Origin of the sequence: Methylobacterium sp. J-043 (genome assembly GCF_022829505.1) — a bacterium.
GTDB lineage: Bacteria > Pseudomonadota > Alphaproteobacteria > Rhizobiales > Beijerinckiaceae > Methylobacterium > Methylobacterium extorquens_A.
In genome coordinates this window covers 57,219-74,553 of the sequence record NZ_JAKSYB010000037.1, presented here as the reverse complement: position 1 = coordinate 74,553, position 17,335 = coordinate 57,219, and the positions used below count along the sequence as shown (strand labels likewise).

The window sequence follows — 17,335 nt, the reverse complement described above, 5'->3', positions numbered from 1 at the left end:
CGTTTTCCCTCGAGACGCGACAGTGCAACGGGCCTCTCGTGAGAGATCGTTAGGCCGGCATTGCCGTCGTACTCGTTCCGTTCTAGTGGTTTCACGCCGCCCGGAACCCATCTTCCGTCCCCGGAACCTGTTCTTCGCGCGGCGCGCCCGCTGCCCGCCCGAACAGGTCGGCGGCCGTGCATCGGGTCGCTCGGATCGTCGCAGAGATTTTGTCGTCCATGGCCACAGCCAAAGCCCGCAAAGCCGAGACCGCGGCCAAAACGACGGCCAAAACGGCGGCGAGGAATACGGCCAACACGAAGGCCAAGTCCGAGGAGCAGGCCGACGCGCGCCTCTCCGCCCTGTTCGATGCGGCGGGCCCGAATGCGCGCGACACCCGCGTCATCTCGGTGCGCGGCGCCCGCGAGCACAATCTCAAGAACGTCGATCTGACGATCCCCCGCGACCGGTTCGTGGTGTTCACCGGCCTGTCGGGCTCGGGCAAATCGTCGCTCGCCTTCGATACGATCTACGCGGAAGGGCAGCGCCGCTACGTCGAATCGCTCTCGGCCTATGCCCGCCAGTTCCTGGAGATGATGAGCAAGCCCGACGTCGATCAGATCGACGGGCTCTCGCCGGCCATCTCCATCGAGCAGAAGACGACCTCGAAGAACCCGCGCTCCACCGTCGGCACGGTGACCGAGATCTACGACTACATGCGCTTGCTCTGGGCGCGGGTCGGCATCCCCTACTCGCCCGCCACCGGCGAGCCGATCGAGAGCCAGACCGTCAGTCAGATGGTCGACCGGGTGCTGGAGCTGCCGGAGAAGACCCGGCTGTATCTCCTCGCGCCCGTGGTCCGGGGGCGGAAGGGCGAGTACCGCAAGGAGATCGCCGAGTTCCAGAAGAAGGGTTTCCAGCGCCTGCGCATCGACGGCGAGTATTACGCGATCGACGACGTGCCGAAGCTCGACAAGAAGCTCAAGCACGACATCGACGTGGTCGTGGACCGCATCGTCGTGCGCGACGACATCGCCGCGCGGCTGGCCGATTCCTTCGAGACCGCGCTGGAACTCGCCGACGGCATCGCCGACATCGAGTTCGCCGACGCGCCGGAGGGCGAAACCCCCAAAAAGATCACGTTCTCGTCGCGCTTCGCCTGCCCGGTCTCCGGCTTCACCATCCCCGAGATCGAGCCGCGGCTGTTCTCGTTCAACAACCCGTTCGGCGCCTGCCCGACCTGCGGCGGCATCGGCCACGAGATGCGGATCGACCCCGAATTGGTGATCTCCGATTCCGCGCTCACGCTGAAGCGCGGCGCGGTGGGTCCCTGGGCGAAATCGACCTCACCCTATTACGACCAGACGCTCGACGCGCTGGCCAAGCATTTCGGCTTCAAGACGACGGTCGCGTGGTCGGCGCTGCCCGAGCAGGCCCGCGCGGTGATCCTGTTCGGCACGGGCAAGGAGTCGGTGCGCTTCGACTACAACGACGGCCTGCGCTCCTACTCGGTCAACAAGCCGTTCGAGGGCGTGATCCCGAATCTGGAGCGGCGCTACAAGGAGACCGAGAGCGATGCCTCCCGCGAGGAGATCGGCCGCTTCATGAGCGCCACCCCTTGCGCCGCCTGCGAGGGCAAGAGGCTCAAGCCCGAGGCGCTCGCGGTCAAGATTGACCGGCAGGATATCGGCCAGGTCACCGCCCTCTCCGTCCGCGAGGCGCATCGCTGGTTCTCGGAGATCTCGGGCAAGCTGACGGACAAGCAGAACGAGATCGCGGTCCGCATCCTCAAGGAGATCCGCGACCGGCTGACCTTTCTCGTCGATGTCGGCCTCGAATACCTGACGCTCGCCCGCGGCTCGGGCTCGCTCTCGGGCGGCGAGAGCCAGCGCATCCGGCTCGCCTCGCAGATCGGCTCGGGGCTGACCGGCGTGCTCTACGTGCTCGACGAGCCCTCGATCGGCCTGCACCAGCGGGACAACGAGCGCCTGCTCGGTACGCTCAAGCGCCTGCGGGATCTCGGCAACTCGGTCATCGTGGTCGAGCACGACGAGGACGCGATCCTCCAGGCCGACTACGTGGTCGATGTGGGTCCGGGGGCGGGCATCCATGGCGGCGAGATCGTCGCGCAGGGCACGCCCGAAGAGCTCCTGAAGGATCCGGCTTCGCTCACCGCGAAGTACCTCACCGGCGAACTCTCGGTGCGCACGCCCAAAGCCCGGCGCAAGCCCGGACGCGGGATGCTGCGGCTGGTGGGCGCGCGCGGCCACAACCTGAAGAACGTGACGGCGGAAATCCCGCTCGGCACCTTCACCTGCATCAGCGGCGTTTCCGGCGGCGGCAAGTCCACGCTGATCATCGATACGCTCTACAAGGCGGCGGCCAAGCGCCTCAACGGCGCCCTGGAGCACCCGGCCCCGTTCGAGCGGATCGACGGATTGGAGCATCTCGACAAGGTCATCGACATCGACCAGTCGCCGATCGGCCGCACCCCGCGCTCGAACCCGGCGACCTATACCGGCGCCTTCACCCCGATCCGCGACTGGTTCGCCGGCCTGCCCGAGGCCAAGGCCCGCGGCTACCAAGCGGGACGCTTCTCCTTCAACGTGAAGGGCGGGCGCTGCGAGGCGTGCTCGGGCGACGGCGTCATCAAGATCGAGATGCACTTCCTGCCCGACGTCTACGTCACCTGCGACGTGTGCAAGGGCAAGCGCTACGACCGCGAGACGCTGGAGGTGCGCTACCGCAACAAGTCCATTGCCGACGTGCTCGACATGACGGTGGAGGAGGCTGCCGACCTGTTCAAGGCCGTGCCGTCCATTCGTGAAAAGATGGAAACGCTGGCGCGCGTCGGGCTGCACTACGTCCGCGTCGGCCAGCAGGCGACCACGCTCTCGGGCGGCGAGGCGCAGCGGGTGAAGCTGTCCAAGGAGCTGTCGAAGCGGGCCACGGGCCGCACCCTCTACATCCTCGACGAGCCGACCACCGGCCTGCACTTCCACGACGTCGCCAAGCTCATGGAGGTGCTCCACGAGCTGGTCGATCAGGGCAACACCGTGGTGGTGATCGAGCACAACCTCGAAGTCATCAAGACCGCCGATTGGGTGATCGACATGGGCCCCGAGGGCGGCGACGGTGGCGGCCGGGTCGTGGCGCAGGGCACACCCGAGGAGATCGCCGCGAGCACGGCGAGCCATACCGGGCGCTTCCTGCGTGAGGTGCTGGCACGCCGCCCGGCCGGGACGGCAGCGAAGGACGCAGCCAAGGACACCGGCAAGGACACCGGCAAGGCGAAGGCAGGCCCCGCATCGCGCCGCCGCACCAACGCTACGGGCCGTCAGGCCGCCGAATAGGGCGCACCGGCCGATGCGGGCGGGCCGGCGCAACCTGATGGCGATGGGTTCCCGCGCTGCCGGAGAGCCGGGCCGAGGGAGCGATTCGGTCGGCTGAGCCGGCCGGTCCGGCCCCTGGTGACGGCGCGGTCGGTGCGGCCGAGCCCCAAACCCGCATTCGCACTTGCGCAACTGCCCGGCCCTTCCTGCCGAAGGATCCCGGCCGGATGCGGCGGTCAATGACTTGAGGACAATGTACTATTTCGCCTGAATCCCGTTCGCGGGATGGCATCCGTCCAAGATGGATTGCGTTAAGAGGTCGTTAAGCCTTTGGTTGCTCCGCAGCAAAAATGCGGCTTTTGCGCAACGGTAGGGTCCGAACTGCCGAGATTGGAGGCAATCCCCTGTCTTTCGCGGTCGGTCTGTAGAATAGTTCCCGACGTCGAGACTTGAGGTGCGGCCGTAGGGGGCACCGGCATCACACCAGCCATCCCACTCCGGGGAGAGAGGGAGGCGAGAGGCGATGCGGGGGCTACGGGGCGGACGCCTGAATCCTTGGGAAGGAACGAGAAAAATGATGAAGAACTGGCTCGCTGCGGGCGCCATTGCACTCACGGCCGGAATGACGACGACCGTCGCCCAGGCGCAGACGACCACGGTTCCCGGTGAGCAGGTCGGTCTGGCCGTCGGCGCGCCGCTCCCCGAGGGCATCTACGCCATCAACACCTTCACCTACCGCAGCCCGGATGGCCCGAACGCGACTTCGGTCGACACCGCCGTCAACGTCCCGATCCTGGTGTGGGCGACCCCCTACGTGCCGTTCGGCGGCCGCCTCGAGTTCGTCGTGGCCCCCCCGACGGTGTTCACCTTCAGCCGCGCTGCCGGTGGCCGTGACACCTCGATCAACGTCGGTACCTTCGTCGGCGCGATCTGGGCGTTCGACCTCGGCGGCAACATCGGCGTCAGCTTGCTCGGCGGTTCGTACCTCAACGAGCTCAACGCCGGTCGTGGCGGTGGCCTGAACATCCTGGCCTCCAACACCTACCGTGTCGGCGGCGCCGTCAGCTACACCGGCGACGGTTACAACCTGACCGCCAACCTGACCTACAACTTCTACGACTCGCCCAGCCGCTTCGACGGCCGCAACGGCATCCCCGGCTTCTTCGGCCCGGTGCAGATCTCGGACGCGTTCAACCTCGACCTGACCGCGACCAAGAAGTTCGGCAAGTTCGAAATCGGCGCCATCGGCTACGGCACGGTCAACCTCGACCCGAACCTGCTCGCCTTCGTGAACGACCCGACCAGCCGCATCGGTCGCGGTGGCCGGTTCGCCCTCGGCGGCCTCATCGGCTACGACTTCGGACCGTTCTCGGTTCAGGCCTACGTCGCCCGCGACGTCGTGACCACGGCCGGCCTGCGCGAGAGCACCGATGGTTGGTTCCGCATCATCGCCCCGCTCTACACCCCGGTTGCTGCGGCTCCGGCCCCGGCTCCGCTGGTTCGCAAGTACTGATCAGGCCGATCCGGTCGGGGGCGCTCACCGCGTCCCCGATCTGTTCAAGGTCGCGAAGCCGCCCCGCCGCAAGGCCGGGCGGCTTCGTCCGTTTCGGGTCGGCTGTGCAAGGGTCGTCCGGGTTCTGGAAGGGGCGGCCTCGATTGGGGGGCCGCGCGTCCTATTCCCGGATCAGCTTGCCGGTGTAGATCACCTGCCCGGTGGGCTTGCCGGTGGGTGAGCCGCCCGGCGGCTCCACCGACACGGCGATGACCCCGTCCCCGCCGCGACCGGCCTCCGGCGGCAGGCGGATGCGGGTGGCCTCGCCTTCGACGAGGCCGATCGGCTTCGGGGCGGCGCCCTGCCCGACATACCAGAGTTCCAGACTGTGGCCGGCCGGAGCCTGCGCCGCCACCGGCCGCACCCGAGCGGTGCCCGCTCCGGTGTCGACACTGACGATCAGGGCCGGCAGGTCGCCCGCGCTCGTGACCACGGCGACGTAGCGGCCTTCCGCGCCGCCCGCCCGCTCCCCGCCGGGCCGCGGCGAACCGGTCAGCACGACCAGCGCGAGGCCGGCGGCGGCGAGCCCCGCCCCCGCCGCGGTGAAGCGCCAGAGCCGGAGTTGCCGGCGCAGGTCGCGCAGACGGTTGTCGTTGGCGGCGCTCGCTTGGTCCGGCCGGGGAGCGGGATCGTCCGCGGCGGTGCCGCGCACGATCTCTCGGGCGATTTCCGGCCAGAGGTGAGCCGGCGGCTCGACCGCAGGCACGGCGCGGGCGAGCGGGGCGAGACGCCGCTCCCAGGCGCGGACGGCCGCCTCGGTGGCCGGATCGACCGCCCGCTCCAGTTCGAACGCGGCGCGCTCACCCGCATTGAGGGTGCCGAGCACGTACTCGGCCGCCCGCAGGTCGCGTTCCGCCGGTTCCGGTCTGCCGCTCCCGCCGCTCACGCGATGCTCTCCAAGCAGGATTTCAGGGCAGCCAGCGTCCGGTGCAGCCAGGTCTTCACGGTGTTGACGGGCCGCTCGAAGCGTTCGGCGAGTTCCTCGCGGGACCAGCCCTCGCAATAGGCCAGCACGACACAGTCGCGCTGCGTCGGATCGAGCCGCGACAGGCAGGCGGCGAGCGCGTCGCGGTCGAGGAAGGCGCCTTCCTCGTCGGTCGGGGCGACGAGGCGCTCCATCCAGGCCTCCCCGCTTTCACCAGACGGCATCGGAACCTCGCTCCGGCGGCGCAGCCCGTCGATGGCCCGGTTGCGCGCGATCGTATACAGCCACGGAAGCGGGGCCCCGGCCGAGGGCGCGTAGGAGCCTGCCGACTGCCAGACCTTCAGGTAGACATCCTGAAGCACGTCCTCGGCGAGGCTCCGGTCTCGCTGGATACGCAGGATGATCCCGAAAAGTTTCGGCGCGGTCCGGTCGTAGAGCGCCCGCAGGGCCGCCACGTCCCGTCGGGCGACGCGGTCCAGCAGCCCGGCCAGTTCTCCGTCGTGCGGCGTCACGGCCCGCTCCCGGCGGACGCGGCGCGGAGGGAGGTCGTCGGAGGACGCGGCATGGTTCCTGTGCGTCTGGATGGGAGGCGTCCGCCGGACGCTCAGCGCGGCGGGACAGGGAGCGGCACCCTATCGGAGGTGATGCCGGCGCGCCACAGGCCGTCTCGGGTCGTGGCGCGGGCGCCTTTCGACGCGGCGACGGGCGGGTGTCGGGGCGAGATGCGCCGCCTATCTGTGTCGGAAGCAGCGCCCGGCGAACCTTGCGAACGGACGTCGGTCCACGGGCGGCAGCGGAGCGGGGCGCAGGGAAATTGCAGAACATGTCCGCGCACGGCGAATTCAGGATTCCGGCCGCCCTGCAGCCGAAGGCCGGCGACTACGCCTACGATCTGGAGCGGGCGCTGACCTCGGTCGTCTCCCTCTCCTCCCGTGTGCCGGCGGAGGCCTTCACGGCCGAGACGCTCGGCACCGAGCGGGCGGGCAACGGCGTGGTGATCCGCGAGGACGGGCTGGTGCTCACCATCGGCTACCTCGTGCTGGAGGCCGAGAGCGTCTGGCTCACCACGCATGACGGGCGCTCGGTGCCGGCCTACGTCGTCGGCTACGACGGGGAGACCGGCTTCGGCCTCGTCCAGGCGCTCGGCCGCCTCGCCCTGCCCGCCCTGAGGCTCGGGCGCTCGGACACGATGAAGGTCGGCGAGAGGGCGGTGGTCGCGGGGGCGGGCGGGCGCTCGCACAGCCTCGCGGTCGAACTCGTCGCCCGGCAGGAATTCGCTGGCTACTGGGAGTACGTCCTCGAAGAGGCCCTGTTCACCACCCCCGCCCACCCGCATTGGGGCGGCACCGCCCTGATCGGGTCCGACGGGGCGCTGGTCGGCATCGGCTCGCTTCAGCTCCAGCAGGGCGGCACGGGAGCGGGGCGGGCGATCAACATGGTCGTTCCGATCGAACTCCTGCCGCCGATCCTGGCCGATCTCGAGACCCGCGGCCGGGCCGACCGCCCGCCCCGCCCCTGGCTCGGCCTCTACGCCACCGAGACCGAGGACGGCGTCGTGGTGATGGGAACCGCCGACAAGGGCCCGGCGGAGGCTGCCGACCTGCGCGCGGGCGACGTGCTGACCGAGGTGGCGGGCGAGCCGGTCGCCGACCTCGCCGGTTTCTTCCGGCAGGTTTGGGCACTCGGCGAGGCGGGGGTGCGCGTCCCCCTCACGATCAACCGGGACGGGCGCCTGACCCGGCTCGCGCTGACCTCGGTCGATCGCGACCGGTTCCTGATCGGACCGAAGCTGCACTGACCGCCGGCATCACTCCCCACGGAAGCGGGATCACACGATGAGGAAATCCGTGTGGTCGAGGGCGGCGTGGTTATCCAGCACCGCGACCAGGACGGCCTCTTTCCGGCCGCTGCCGTCGGCATCGTAGAACAGCTCGCCCGTCTTCTGCTTGTAGAGGATGCGGTCGTCGGCATCCGCCTTGATCACCTTGGCCGGACCGAGGTTCTTGAACTGTCCAGGCGCCAGTGCTCCGGTTTCGAGGCCCGAGAAGACCGCGTGGTCGAGGTGGAACACGTCGTCCGGTGACGCGAAGTCCCGGACGTGATCGACGTTGCCGCGGCCGGGCCGGGTGTCGAACACGAAGGTGTCGGCGCCCGCGCCGCCCGTGAGCCGGTCGGCGCCGAGGCCGCCCGCGAGGCTGTCGTCACCGCCGCCGCCGTCGAGCCTGTTGTCGCCGGCATTGCCGATCAGCCGCTGGCCGAAGGCGTTTCCGGTGAGGGACAGCGGCGCGCATCCGGTACTCTTGGCGAGTTGCAGGATCTCGATCTCCTGGCCGGCGGCCAGCGTGTAGGCGCTCGTCGCCACGAGCCGGTCGGTGCCTTGCCCCCTGCCCTCGAACACTTGGTCGCCGGGCGTGTCGACGAAGTAGGTGTCGTCACCGGCCCCGCCCACGAGCTGATCGCGGCCGCCTCCGCCGCGCAGGACGTCGTCGCCCGCATCGCCGAACAGCCGGTCGGCGCCGGCCGTGCCGATGAGCGTGTCGTCGCCGGCAAAGCCCAGGACCGGATTGCCGCTCCCGTCGGCCTCGAGCCGATCGTCGCCCCGGCCGCCGACGACGTAGGCGACGCCCTCGGTCTTGTTCAGGAAGCCGTAATCGATCCCCGTGGCCTGACTCGCGGCGGCGACGAGATTGCCGAAGGCCTCTTCCGGCGTGCCCGCGGCGGGACGGCCGGCGAGTTCCTGATGGAAGCGCGCGTAGGCATCAAGGCCGAGATCCTCGTAGACTTGGGTGAGCAGGGAGGCGGCGAGATCCGCAGGGCCCCAGTTGTTGGCGTTCGGAACACCGGTCGCCGCGCCGAGGGTGTTGGCGAGCGTGAAGGCCGCCCCCTGGAAGAAGGTCTGCGCCAGGTCTTCGAGGATGGACGGCCTGAATTCGTCGAAGGGCAGTGCACCGAACGCGCTGCCGGGAATGCCGGCCTCCTGCATCGACACGAACCGGTTGGCGATCGCGAACCCCGTGACGAAGCTATCCACGGTCCCGAGCTGCGAACCGTAGAACCAGAAGTTCCGCCCGAGTTCGTAGAAGACCGTCTGATCGAAGGTGCCAGCTTCGGCCGCGCCGGCATAGAGCTGATCGAACGCGCCGGTCGTGAGCTCGATGCCGGTGGCTCCGAGAAAGCCGATCGCGTTCGCCGCGCCTTGAAGCGCCGTGGGCACCTCGGCGATCGTGAGCAGGCCGTTGTAGAGCTTGTACGGAGCCGGAGTTTGCCCGGTGATGGCGAGATAGACGTCGTAGGCGGCGTCGATCCTGTTCAGGATGTCCTGCATGACATCGCCGTCGAGATCGTTGGCCGATGTCAGGAGCGCGACGCGCTGGCCCTGCCATGGGTAGAGCGAGACGAGATAGCCGTCGTACACGAAGTAGGGCAGCGCCCCGTCGGGAGAGATCGCCATGGCCGTCCGCTCCGCTTGACCGGCCCGGATATCGGGGACGAGGGGGCCACGGTAACGTCGGCGCGGTCGCGCTGTCTCGGCCGCGATGTGGCACCCGCGAGCGATTGCGGCGTAAGTCTTCCGGAGCGGTTGCGCCGGTTCGCGTGCCCGCCCGCATTGATCGCGCGGCCCCGTGGTTCTATTCCGTCGCGATGACGAACCCGATCCATATCGTCGGCGGTGGCCTCGCCGGTTCCGAAGCGGCCTGGCAGGTCGCGCAGGGCGGCCGCCCGGTCGTGCTGCACGAGATGCGGCCCGTTCGCGGCACCGATGCCCACCAGTCCGACGGGCTGGCCGAACTGGTCTGCTCCAACTCCTTCCGCTCGGACGACGCCAACGGCAACGCCGTCGGCCTGCTGCATCAGGAGATGCGCAGCCTCGACTCGCTGATCATGCGCACCGCCGACGCCCACCAAGTGCCCGCGGGCGGGGCGCTCGCCGTCGATCGCGACGGGTTTTCGCAGGCCGTCACCGCGGCGCTGGAAGGGCACCCCAACATCACGATCATCCGCGAGGAGGTCGCCGGCCTTCCCCCCGAGGATTGGGGCTCGACCATCCTCGCCACCGGCCCCCTCACCTCCCCAGCGCTCGCCGAGGCCGTCGGCGCGCTGACGGGCCGGGAATCGCTGGCCTTCTTCGACGCCATCGCCCCGATCGTCCACCGCGACTCGATCGACATGGGCAAGGCGTGGTTCCAGTCCCGCTACGACAAGGCCGGTCCCGGCGGCACCGGGGCGGATTACCTCAACTGCCCGATGGACCGGGAGCAGTACGAGGCCTTCGTTGCCGCGCTGATCGCGGGTGAGAAGACGGCGTTCAAGGAATGGGAGGCCTCGACCCCCTATTTCGACGGCTGCCTGCCGATCGAGGTGATGGCCGAGCGCGGGCCCGAGACCCTGCGCCACGGCCCGATGAAGCCGGTCGGCCTCACCAACCCGCACAACCCGACGGTCAAGGCCTACGCCATCGTCCAGCTGCGCCAGGACAACGCGCTCGGCACCCTGTTCAACATGGTCGGCTTCCAGACCAAGCTGCGCCACGCCGAGCAGGTCCGCGTCTTCCGCACGATTCCGGGGCTGGAGAATGCCGAGTTCGCCCGGCTCGGCGGCCTGCACCGCAACACCTATCTCGACAGCCCGCGCCTGCTCGACGCGACCCTGCGGCTGAAGGCACGGCCCCAGCTTCGCTTCGCCGGCCAGATCACCGGTTGCGAGGGCTATGTCGAGAGCGCCGCGGTCGGGCTGATGGCCGGCCGCTACGCGTTGGCCGAAGGGGACGGGCAGACGCTCGCCCCCCTGCCCCCGACGACCGCGCTGGGAGCCCTCATCGGCCACATCACCGGCGGCCATGTCGAGGCGACCGAGGATGCGCTGGCGAACGCGCCGCGCTCGTTCCAGCCGATGAATGTGAATTTCGGGCTGTTTCCGCCGCTGGCGCAGATGCCGCGCAACGAGACCGGCAAGCGCCTGCGCGGGCCCGAGAAGGCGGCGCTCAAGAAGCGTGCGCTCACCGACCGGGCGCGGGCGGACCTCGCCGCCTGGATCACGGGCGAGGGATTTTCGCAGGCGGCGGAGTAGAGAGCGGCTTCGCCGGCCTCAGGGCGCTGCCCTGAACACCCGCCAAAGGGCCTCGAGGCCCTTTGGAAACCCGGGATCGAGAGCATCGTCCCGAAAGGTGGCCGCCGGCTTTCGGAAAAAGACGATGCGCTAGAATGGGCCGGGCTTCGACCACACCGTGTGGTTGACCTGATCGATGTAGGACAGGACGATCCGCACGACCTTGGTCGAGACCGCGCCGCCCTGGTAATCCGGCACGGCGCCGGCGAAGCGGCGGCCCTCACCGTAGCCGTCGCGCACGGCCCGCACCGCCTCGACCAGATCGACCTTGCCGAGTGGCGCCACGATCAGCGTGCCGGCATCCATGCCCTCGGGCCGCTCGTGCGCATCGCGGAAGGTCACCGCCGGCAGGTCGAGCAGGGCCGCTTCCTCGGCGATGGTGCCGCTGTCGGACAGGACGCAATGGGCGCTCGTCTGCAGCTTCACGTAGTCGATGAAGCCGAAGGGCGGCAGGAAGCGTACGCTGTCGGGCAGCGAGAGGTCGCCCACGGCCTCCAACCGGGCGCGGGTGCGCGGATGGGTCGAGACGACGATGGGCAGGCCGAAGGCCGCGTGCAGGCGACCGAGCTCCTCCAGGAAGACCCGGAGGCGTGCCGGCGAATCGACGTTCTCCTCGCGGTGGGCCGAGACGATGAAGAACCGGTCCGGTTCGAGCCCGAGCCGGGCCAGCACGTCGGAGGCCTCGATCTTCGGGCGGAACTCGGCCAGCACCTCTTCCATGTGCGAGCCGACCTTGAAGATGCGCTGCGCCGGCAGCCCCTCGGCCAGGAGGTAGCGGCGGGCGTGCTCGGTCAGCACGAGGTTGACGTCACTGAGGTGGTCGATGACCTTGCGGTTGATCTCCTCCGGCACCCGCGGGTCGAAGCAGCGGTTGCCCGCCTCCATATGGAAGATCGGGATCTTGCGCCGCTTGGCCGGGATCACGGCGAGCCCCGAATTGGTGTCGCCGTAGATCAGCACCGCGTCGGGCTGTTCCTGTTCGAGCACGGCGTCGGCGCGCTCGATGACGCGGGCGATCGTCGCCGCCGCGTTCGGCCCGGCCGCTTCGAGGAAGTGGTCGGGCTTGCGGATGCCGAGGTCGTCGAAGAAAACCTGGTTCAGCTCGTAATCGTAGTTCTGGCCGGTATGGACGAGGACGTGGTTCGTCAGCCGGTCCAGCGCCCGGATCACGAGCGACATCTTGACGAGTTCGGGCCGCGTTCCGACCAGGGTGAGGATTTTTTTCAAAGGTCTCGGTCCTGGATCGGAAGCTGGAGCGCATTCCGACGAAGTAGCCACCGGTTCGTCGAAAGAATGCGCGTCAAAACAAGGACCTAGAGACGCCGACCTGATGCCATCAGGTCGGATACGGCTCTAGGAGGCGGCCCTGGCCCGCGAGGCCGGCTTCAGGGCTTGCTGAATGTAGTCGAGCTTCAGCAACAGATCGATGACCTGCTGCGGGTTCATCCGCTGCGTGTTGTGCGAGGTGTAGTCCTCGGCGGCCGAGATCGCCGTCTCTCCGGACGTGAAGAACTTCGAGTAGTTCAGGTCGCGGTCGTCGGCGGGGATGCGGTAGAACCCGTCCATGTCCTCGGCCCGCGCCATCTCCTCGCGGGAGACCAACGACTCGTAGAGCTTCTCGCCGTGGCGCGTGCCGATGATCTTGATCTCGTTCTTGGCTTCAAAAATCGTCCGCAGGGCCTCGGCCAGATCCTGGACCGTGCAGGCGGGCGCCTTCTGCACGAAGATGTCGCCCTGCTGGCCGCGCTGGTAGGCGAACAGCACGAGATCGACCGAATCCTCCAGCGACATCAGGAAGCGGGTCATCGTCGGATCGGTGATGGTGAGGTCGCGCCCCTCCTTGATCTGGTTCACGAAGAGCGGGATCACCGAGCCGCGCGAGGCCATGACGTTGCCGTAGCGCGTGGCACACAGGATCGTGTCGTCCTTGGCCAGCATGCGCGACTTGGCGATCGTCAGCTTCTCCATCATCGCCTTGGACAGGCCCATGGCGTTGATCGGGTAGACCGCCTTGTCGGTCGAGAGCACGACCATCCGCTCGACGCCTGAGGCGACCGCGGCGTTCAGCACGTTCTCGGCCCCGAGGATGTTCGTGCGCACCGCCTCCATCGGATAGAACTCGCAGGAGGGCACCTGCTTCAGCGCCGCCGCGTGGAAGATGTAATCGACGCCCTTCACCGCCTGCGCGATCGAGTTGTACTCGCGCACGTCGCCGATGAAGAACCGGATCCGCGGATCGCGCAGCAGGAGGCGCATGTCCTCCTGCTTCTTCTCGTCCCGGCTGAAGACGCGGATCTGGCCGATATCGGTGGCGAGGAAGCGCTGGATCACCGCGTTGCCGAAGGAGCCGGTGCCGCCGGTGATGAGGAGTGTCTTGCCGGAGAACATCAGCGGATCCGTGAGAAGGCTTCGTCGTGGAAGCGACGCATGGTGCGGATCAGGTCCGGCCATGAGGGCGGCGCGTAGCCGGTGGCTGCCCGGAACCGCTCCGAGTTGAGGGAGCGGTCGATCGCCACCGCGTCGTCGGGCTCGATCTCGGTTGCAACGTCGTAGACGTCCTTGACGATCCCGAGCAGGTCGAACTTGCTGATCGGGTCCACACTCACATGGTAGACGCCGCGCAAGCCTGGGTTCGGCAGGACGTGGTCGGCGATCACACGCACCAGCTCGTCGGTGGTGAGGCCGGAGAAGATCGCCCGCCGGTAGCCGCGCACCGACCCACTCTGAGCCAGGAACCACTCGACGAGACCGTTGCGGCTGCCGATCTCACGCCCGATGATGGAGGTACGCAGCGTGACCGCGTTCGGGTAATCGACCTCGCCCAACAGCTTCGAGCGCCCGTAGAGATCCTCCGCATCCGGCACGTCGCTTTCGCGGTAGTCGCCCTTGCGGCCGGTGAAGACGCAATCGGTGCTCACATGGATGAGGCGGGCGCCGACGAGGTCGGCCAGCCGTGCAAGCCGGTGCGGCAGGATGGCGTTGATCGGGATCGCGACCAGTGGATCCTCGGCGGAGGCGAGCTGCTTGACGACCCCGACGCAGTTCAGGACCACGTCGGGCCGCACGTCACGCAGGAAGCCGGCCAGCGCGTCCGCATTCTCGACGTCGATCCCGACGGCGATGTTGGCGGCGAGATCGTCCGGGAAGGATCGCCGTGCCGAGGACGAGCGCACGCTTGCATAAACGCTGCCGGGGAAGCGATGTGCCAAGTATTGGAAAGTCGTGCTTCCGAGCATTCCGGAAGCACCCAAAATTGCAATCTTCAAAGTTAAATCCTCTGACGATGCAGTCATCTCGAAACGGCGGTGCGAAAGGCGCCGATTTCAGGGGTAGTTGCGATGGTCATCGACGGTCGGGCACGGAAATCATAAAACCATGCTGCGAGCAAGCGCCGTCCTCGATCCCATTCTAGTTCCGGCGATCGTCCGTCGAGATACGCGAGGGCGCAGGCAATGGCGAGATGGCCAAGATCGACCGGCGCCTCCATCCAGGCGTGCTCTGCCTCCAGTTGGTCGAGAATGGCCGCTACGGCCGCCTCCTGCCGGGCCACGACCCGAGCAATGCGATCGCAGTCAGGGCCCATCCGTTCGACGAAGCGACGGATGACCGCTTCGGCCAGCGCATCCCCGAGCGCTTCGCGTCGGCCGGCATCCCAGCGACGGATGCCGGCCGGCACCAACCGGTGTCCGGCGAGTTCGTCGAGATAACGCGCGATGACGGTCGAGTCGAACAGGGCCGTCCCGTCATCGAGCAGAAGCGTCGGCACCTTGCAGGCAGGATTGTAACGGCGAAGCGACTCGTCGTTCCACGGGTCGGTCTGAATCAGCCGGATATGCGATTCGAGCCCAAGCTCGACAATCACCGTCAGGATCTTCCGTGAAAAGGGGGATCGCGGCGCGTAGAACAGATCCATGGTGCTCGATCCAGCCTCCCCAGGTGCGCTGCTCCCCTCTGAAATCTGAAGCGGCACGTTGATGCTGTTTTTCTTCGTGAGTGCCATTTTCGGGCTGAGGATGCTTTCGAGAGAGCCGAATCCCGTCTCCGGACCCACGTCGCCTGCCTGGGTTGTGGCACCCCGAAATCACGGCAGTCGCTCGATCCCGGCTCGACGACGCGCTTCGAGGGGCATTCCAACAAGCGCCCGTAGCGCACCATAAAGAAAGAGAAGCGTAAATCAACGGACCACAACTAAACTTGAAAGAACATAATTCGCCAAATCTGAGCTTTTCATCAACCTAAAGTGTGCATATGGCGGGTGGGCTTCTATGATCCGGCAACCTGGAATTTGGCTCGATTGTGCTGTGTCGACCCTGGCCATGGTCAGAGAGATGATCTAGGGAGGCCGGCGAGGAAGCGGGTCACGATCCCCTGATTTGCTAGGGACGTTCATGCATCTAGGAATGCCGGCCAATGATCACGGTGGATAGCCAAGATGTCGGACGTCACGATCTAGCGACACGACTTTCTTGGAGGGCGGATGTCCTATCGATTGCCATTGGGAAAGTTGGTGGCGATCTCGGTGGCTTGAGAAGCTGGTATGGGAATTGGAGTGAAATTCAGGCGCTGCTGTCGCCTGCGTTCGAGGCCCATCTGATACGGGCCTCCGGATTGTTCGACTCCCATTATTACTTGTCGGCGAACAAGGACGTCGCGAACGCGAAGATCGATCCCCTCCAGCATTACCTTCAGTACGGCGGGGCAGAGGGCCGACGGCCAGGGCCGGATTTCGATGGAGCCCTCTATCTCGCGAGCTACGCGGATTTGAGGACGGCCGGTCTGAACCCGCTCGTCCACTATCTCAAATATGGTCTCGTCGAAGGCCGGGTCCTGGGCGCACCGGTGGTCCATCCACGGCCCGTACGAGAATCGGACGCCTCGAACGAAGAGGTGCTCGGGCTTTTCGGCGTTCCGATGGGCGAGACGGAACAGGCATGTTACGCCGCGGTGCTGGAGCTGCAGGCGCGGTCCGCTGCCCTGGAGGCAGAGGCGGAGAGGATGCGCGGCCTTGTTGAGCAGCGTGATCATGAGCTGCGCGGCCTTCGGAGTGAACTCGCCGCGATGCGCTCGGCGGCGCAGGAGCGCGAGGCCGTGCAAGAAGCCGAATCGGAGCGGCTGCGCCGAGCTGGGGACGAAGCTGAGCTGAAACTCTATGTCGCCACCGCCTCACTCCAACGTGCGATCGCCCGGAACGACGAGCTTGCGGCGCGGGTGCGGGGTGGCGAGCCGCAGGCGCTCGGGGCACTGCCCTCGGCGGCGCGGGAGCGCGAGAATGTGCTTGAAGCCGAAGTGGAGCGGCTGCGCGGAGCGGGAAACGAAGCTGAACTGAAACTCTATGTCGCCACCGCCTCACTCCAGCGCGCGGTCGCCCGAAACGATGAATTGGCGGCGGCGGTTCGCGCCAGCGAGCGGGCGGCGACAGCGCCGAGGGCCGAACTGAGCCGGGTTGACGTGGAGCGTGCCCCCCCTCGGGCTGCGGCGGACCGCCCGCCGTCGCCGCATGGCGGGGAGCGCCACGACTGGGAGGCCAGCGCCGAGCGCGACGCCATGCAGCTCCAGGCCGCCCTGCTCGAACACGTCGCGCAGCGCGAGCGTGAGCAGGAGGCCGCTCTCATCGCGAGCCGGGCCGAGGTGGCAACTCTTGCCGAGAGAGTCAGGGCATTACGCGAGGCGAATGAGTTGCTCCGGGCCGAGGCGCCGAGCCTTGCCACCCTTGCCGATGCTGTCCGGCTCGGGAGTTCCCGTGCCGGTCGTACGGATATGGATCCCGCCGGCAAGGGGACGCGCGGGCTCGCATCCGCCGCCCGCCGGCTCTACCTCGATCTTCTCGAGGCGGTGCTGGCCGGGCAGCTGACCTTGCCGGGGGGCGCGGCGCATGGGGGATGCTTCCCCCCGATCCCCAAGGCGCGCCTGCGCAACCTTCGGCACCTTCTGGAGACGGTGGTGGCGGACGGCGTCGAAGGCCATATCCTCGATGCGGGTGCCCGGCAGGGGGCCGCATGTCTCTACATGCGGGCGATCCTGGCCGCCCATGGCGTCACCGATCGCACTGTTTGGCTCGCGGATTCCTTCGCCGGACCTTGTCCCTCGAAGGAAGATGACGACCCGGAGCGCGGGCTGTCGCTCGATGCGCTCCGGGAAGGATTCGAGCGCTTCGGATTGTCGGATGGGCAAGTCGCCTTCCTACCCGGTCGGTTCGAAGACACGCTGTCCAGAGCGCCGATCCGCTGCCTCGCCCTGCTGCGGCTTGGCGGTTGGCACGATTCGATCTCGGATGTACTCGAGGCTCTCTACCCGACGGTGGCACCCGGCGGCTTCATCGTCGCTGACGATGTCGGGGAGGACGGCCGGGCTGCAATCGAGGCCTATCGGGCACGGCGGAACATCAACGAGCCGATCGTCGCTGTGGACGGGGCGGTTGTCTATTGGCGCAAGGCAAAGTGA

At 67.7% G+C, this 17,335-nt stretch carries 12 protein-coding genes; 5 read left to right on the top strand and 7 right to left on the bottom strand.

The genetic code is table 11. The annotated features are described in order from the left end of the window. Positions 1–218: 218 nt before the first annotated feature. Entirely contained in the window at positions 219–3,332 is a 3,114-nt protein-coding gene (gene uvrA, locus MKK50_RS08355; RefSeq protein ID WP_499021694.1) for an excinuclease ABC subunit UvrA, read from the top strand. Between the two features lie 553 nt (positions 3,333–3,885). Beyond that, positions 3,886–4,824, top strand: a complete 939-nt coding sequence (locus MKK50_RS08350) for a transporter family protein (RefSeq protein ID WP_253370146.1) — start codon at positions 3,886–3,888, stop codon at positions 4,822–4,824. Between the two features lie 160 nt (positions 4,825–4,984). Here MKK50_RS08350 and MKK50_RS08345 read toward each other — a convergent pair whose 3' ends face one another. After that, on the bottom strand, positions 4,985–5,749 hold the full coding sequence (locus MKK50_RS08345) for an anti-sigma factor (RefSeq protein ID WP_499021691.1): 765 nt from the start codon (positions 5,747–5,749) through the stop codon (positions 4,985–4,987). After that, positions 5,746–6,300, bottom strand: a complete 555-nt coding sequence (locus MKK50_RS08340; RefSeq protein ID WP_499021690.1) for an RNA polymerase sigma factor — start codon at positions 6,298–6,300, stop codon at positions 5,746–5,748. Before MKK50_RS08340 ends, MKK50_RS08345 begins: the two co-directional genes overlap by 4 nt. 311 nt (positions 6,301–6,611) lie before the next feature. Between MKK50_RS08340 and MKK50_RS08335 the strand changes: the two genes are divergently transcribed. Then, on the top strand, positions 6,612–7,586 hold the full coding sequence (locus tag MKK50_RS08335; protein ID WP_499021689.1) for a S1C family serine protease: 975 nt from the start codon (positions 6,612–6,614) through the stop codon (positions 7,584–7,586). Between the two features lie 30 nt (positions 7,587–7,616). Here the strand turns inward: MKK50_RS08335 and MKK50_RS08330 are convergent, their stop codons facing one another. Continuing rightward, positions 7,617–9,239, bottom strand: a complete 1,623-nt coding sequence (locus MKK50_RS08330) for a calcium-binding protein (protein WP_499021687.1) — start codon at positions 9,237–9,239, stop codon at positions 7,617–7,619. Positions 9,240–9,430: 191 nt separating this feature from the next. Here MKK50_RS08330 and trmFO point away from each other — a divergent pair, with 191 nt between their 5' ends. Beyond that, on the top strand, positions 9,431–10,855 hold the full coding sequence (trmFO, locus tag MKK50_RS08325) for a methylenetetrahydrofolate--tRNA-(uracil(54)-C(5))-methyltransferase (FADH(2)-oxidizing) TrmFO (protein WP_499021728.1): 1,425 nt from the start codon (positions 9,431–9,433) through the stop codon (positions 10,853–10,855). A gap of 129 nt (positions 10,856–10,984) precedes the next feature. Here trmFO and wecB read toward each other — a convergent pair whose 3' ends face one another. The 4 genes from wecB to MKK50_RS08305 form a co-directional block, all read right to left on the bottom strand. After that, on the bottom strand, positions 10,985–12,121 hold the full coding sequence (wecB, locus tag MKK50_RS08320; protein WP_499021685.1) for a non-hydrolyzing UDP-N-acetylglucosamine 2-epimerase: 1,137 nt from the start codon (positions 12,119–12,121) through the stop codon (positions 10,985–10,987). 126 nt (positions 12,122–12,247) lie between these two features. Continuing rightward, a complete protein-coding gene (locus MKK50_RS08315) occupies positions 12,248–13,282 on the bottom strand; it encodes a polysaccharide biosynthesis protein (protein ID WP_499021683.1) in 1,035 nt (344 codons plus the stop codon). After that, the gene (locus tag MKK50_RS08310) at positions 13,282–14,187 is read right to left on the bottom strand and encodes a dTDP-4-dehydrorhamnose reductase family protein (protein ID WP_499021682.1); all 906 of its coding nucleotides are present in this window, start codon (positions 14,185–14,187) and stop codon (positions 13,282–13,284) included. Before MKK50_RS08310 ends, MKK50_RS08315 begins: the two co-directional genes overlap by 1 nt. Beyond that, positions 14,184–14,807, bottom strand: coding sequence for a glutathione S-transferase family protein (locus MKK50_RS08305; RefSeq protein ID WP_499021679.1), 624 nt, complete (start codon positions 14,805–14,807; stop codon positions 14,184–14,186). The genes MKK50_RS08310 and MKK50_RS08305 overlap by 4 nt, the downstream gene beginning before the upstream one ends. Positions 14,808–15,304: 497 nt before the next feature. Here MKK50_RS08305 and MKK50_RS08300 point away from each other — a divergent pair, with 497 nt between their 5' ends. Continuing rightward, the gene (locus MKK50_RS08300; protein ID WP_499021678.1) at positions 15,305–17,335 is read left to right on the top strand and encodes a TylF/MycF/NovP-related O-methyltransferase; all 2,031 of its coding nucleotides are present in this window, start codon (positions 15,305–15,307) and stop codon (positions 17,333–17,335) included.

What these genes read in the sequence shown, in the direction of transcription:
- uvrA (WP_499021694.1), top strand. Translation starts at nt 219, where the DNA reads ATGGCCACAGCCAAAGCCCGCAAAGCCGAGACCGCGGCCAAAACGACG.
- MKK50_RS08350 (WP_253370146.1), top strand. Translation starts at nt 3,886, where the DNA reads ATGATGAAGAACTGGCTCGCTGCGGGCGCCATTGCACTCACGGCCGGA.
- MKK50_RS08335 (WP_499021689.1), top strand. Translation starts at nt 6,612, where the DNA reads ATGTCCGCGCACGGCGAATTCAGGATTCCGGCCGCCCTGCAGCCGAAG.
- MKK50_RS08330 (WP_499021687.1), bottom strand. Translation starts at nt 9,239, where the DNA reads ATGGCGATCTCTCCCGACGGGGCGCTGCCCTACTTCGTGTACGACGGC.
- trmFO (WP_499021728.1), top strand. Translation starts at nt 9,431, where the DNA reads ATGACGAACCCGATCCATATCGTCGGCGGTGGCCTCGCCGGTTCCGAA.
- MKK50_RS08315 (WP_499021683.1), bottom strand. Translation starts at nt 13,282, where the DNA reads ATGTTCTCCGGCAAGACACTCCTCATCACCGGCGGCACCGGCTCCTTC.
- MKK50_RS08310 (WP_499021682.1), bottom strand. Translation starts at nt 14,187, where the DNA reads ATGACTGCATCGTCAGAGGATTTAACTTTGAAGATTGCAATTTTGGGT.
- MKK50_RS08305 (WP_499021679.1), bottom strand. Translation starts at nt 14,807, where the DNA reads ATGGATCTGTTCTACGCGCCGCGATCCCCCTTTTCACGGAAGATCCTG.
- MKK50_RS08300 (WP_499021678.1), top strand. Translation starts at nt 15,305, where the DNA reads ATGATCACGGTGGATAGCCAAGATGTCGGACGTCACGATCTAGCGACA.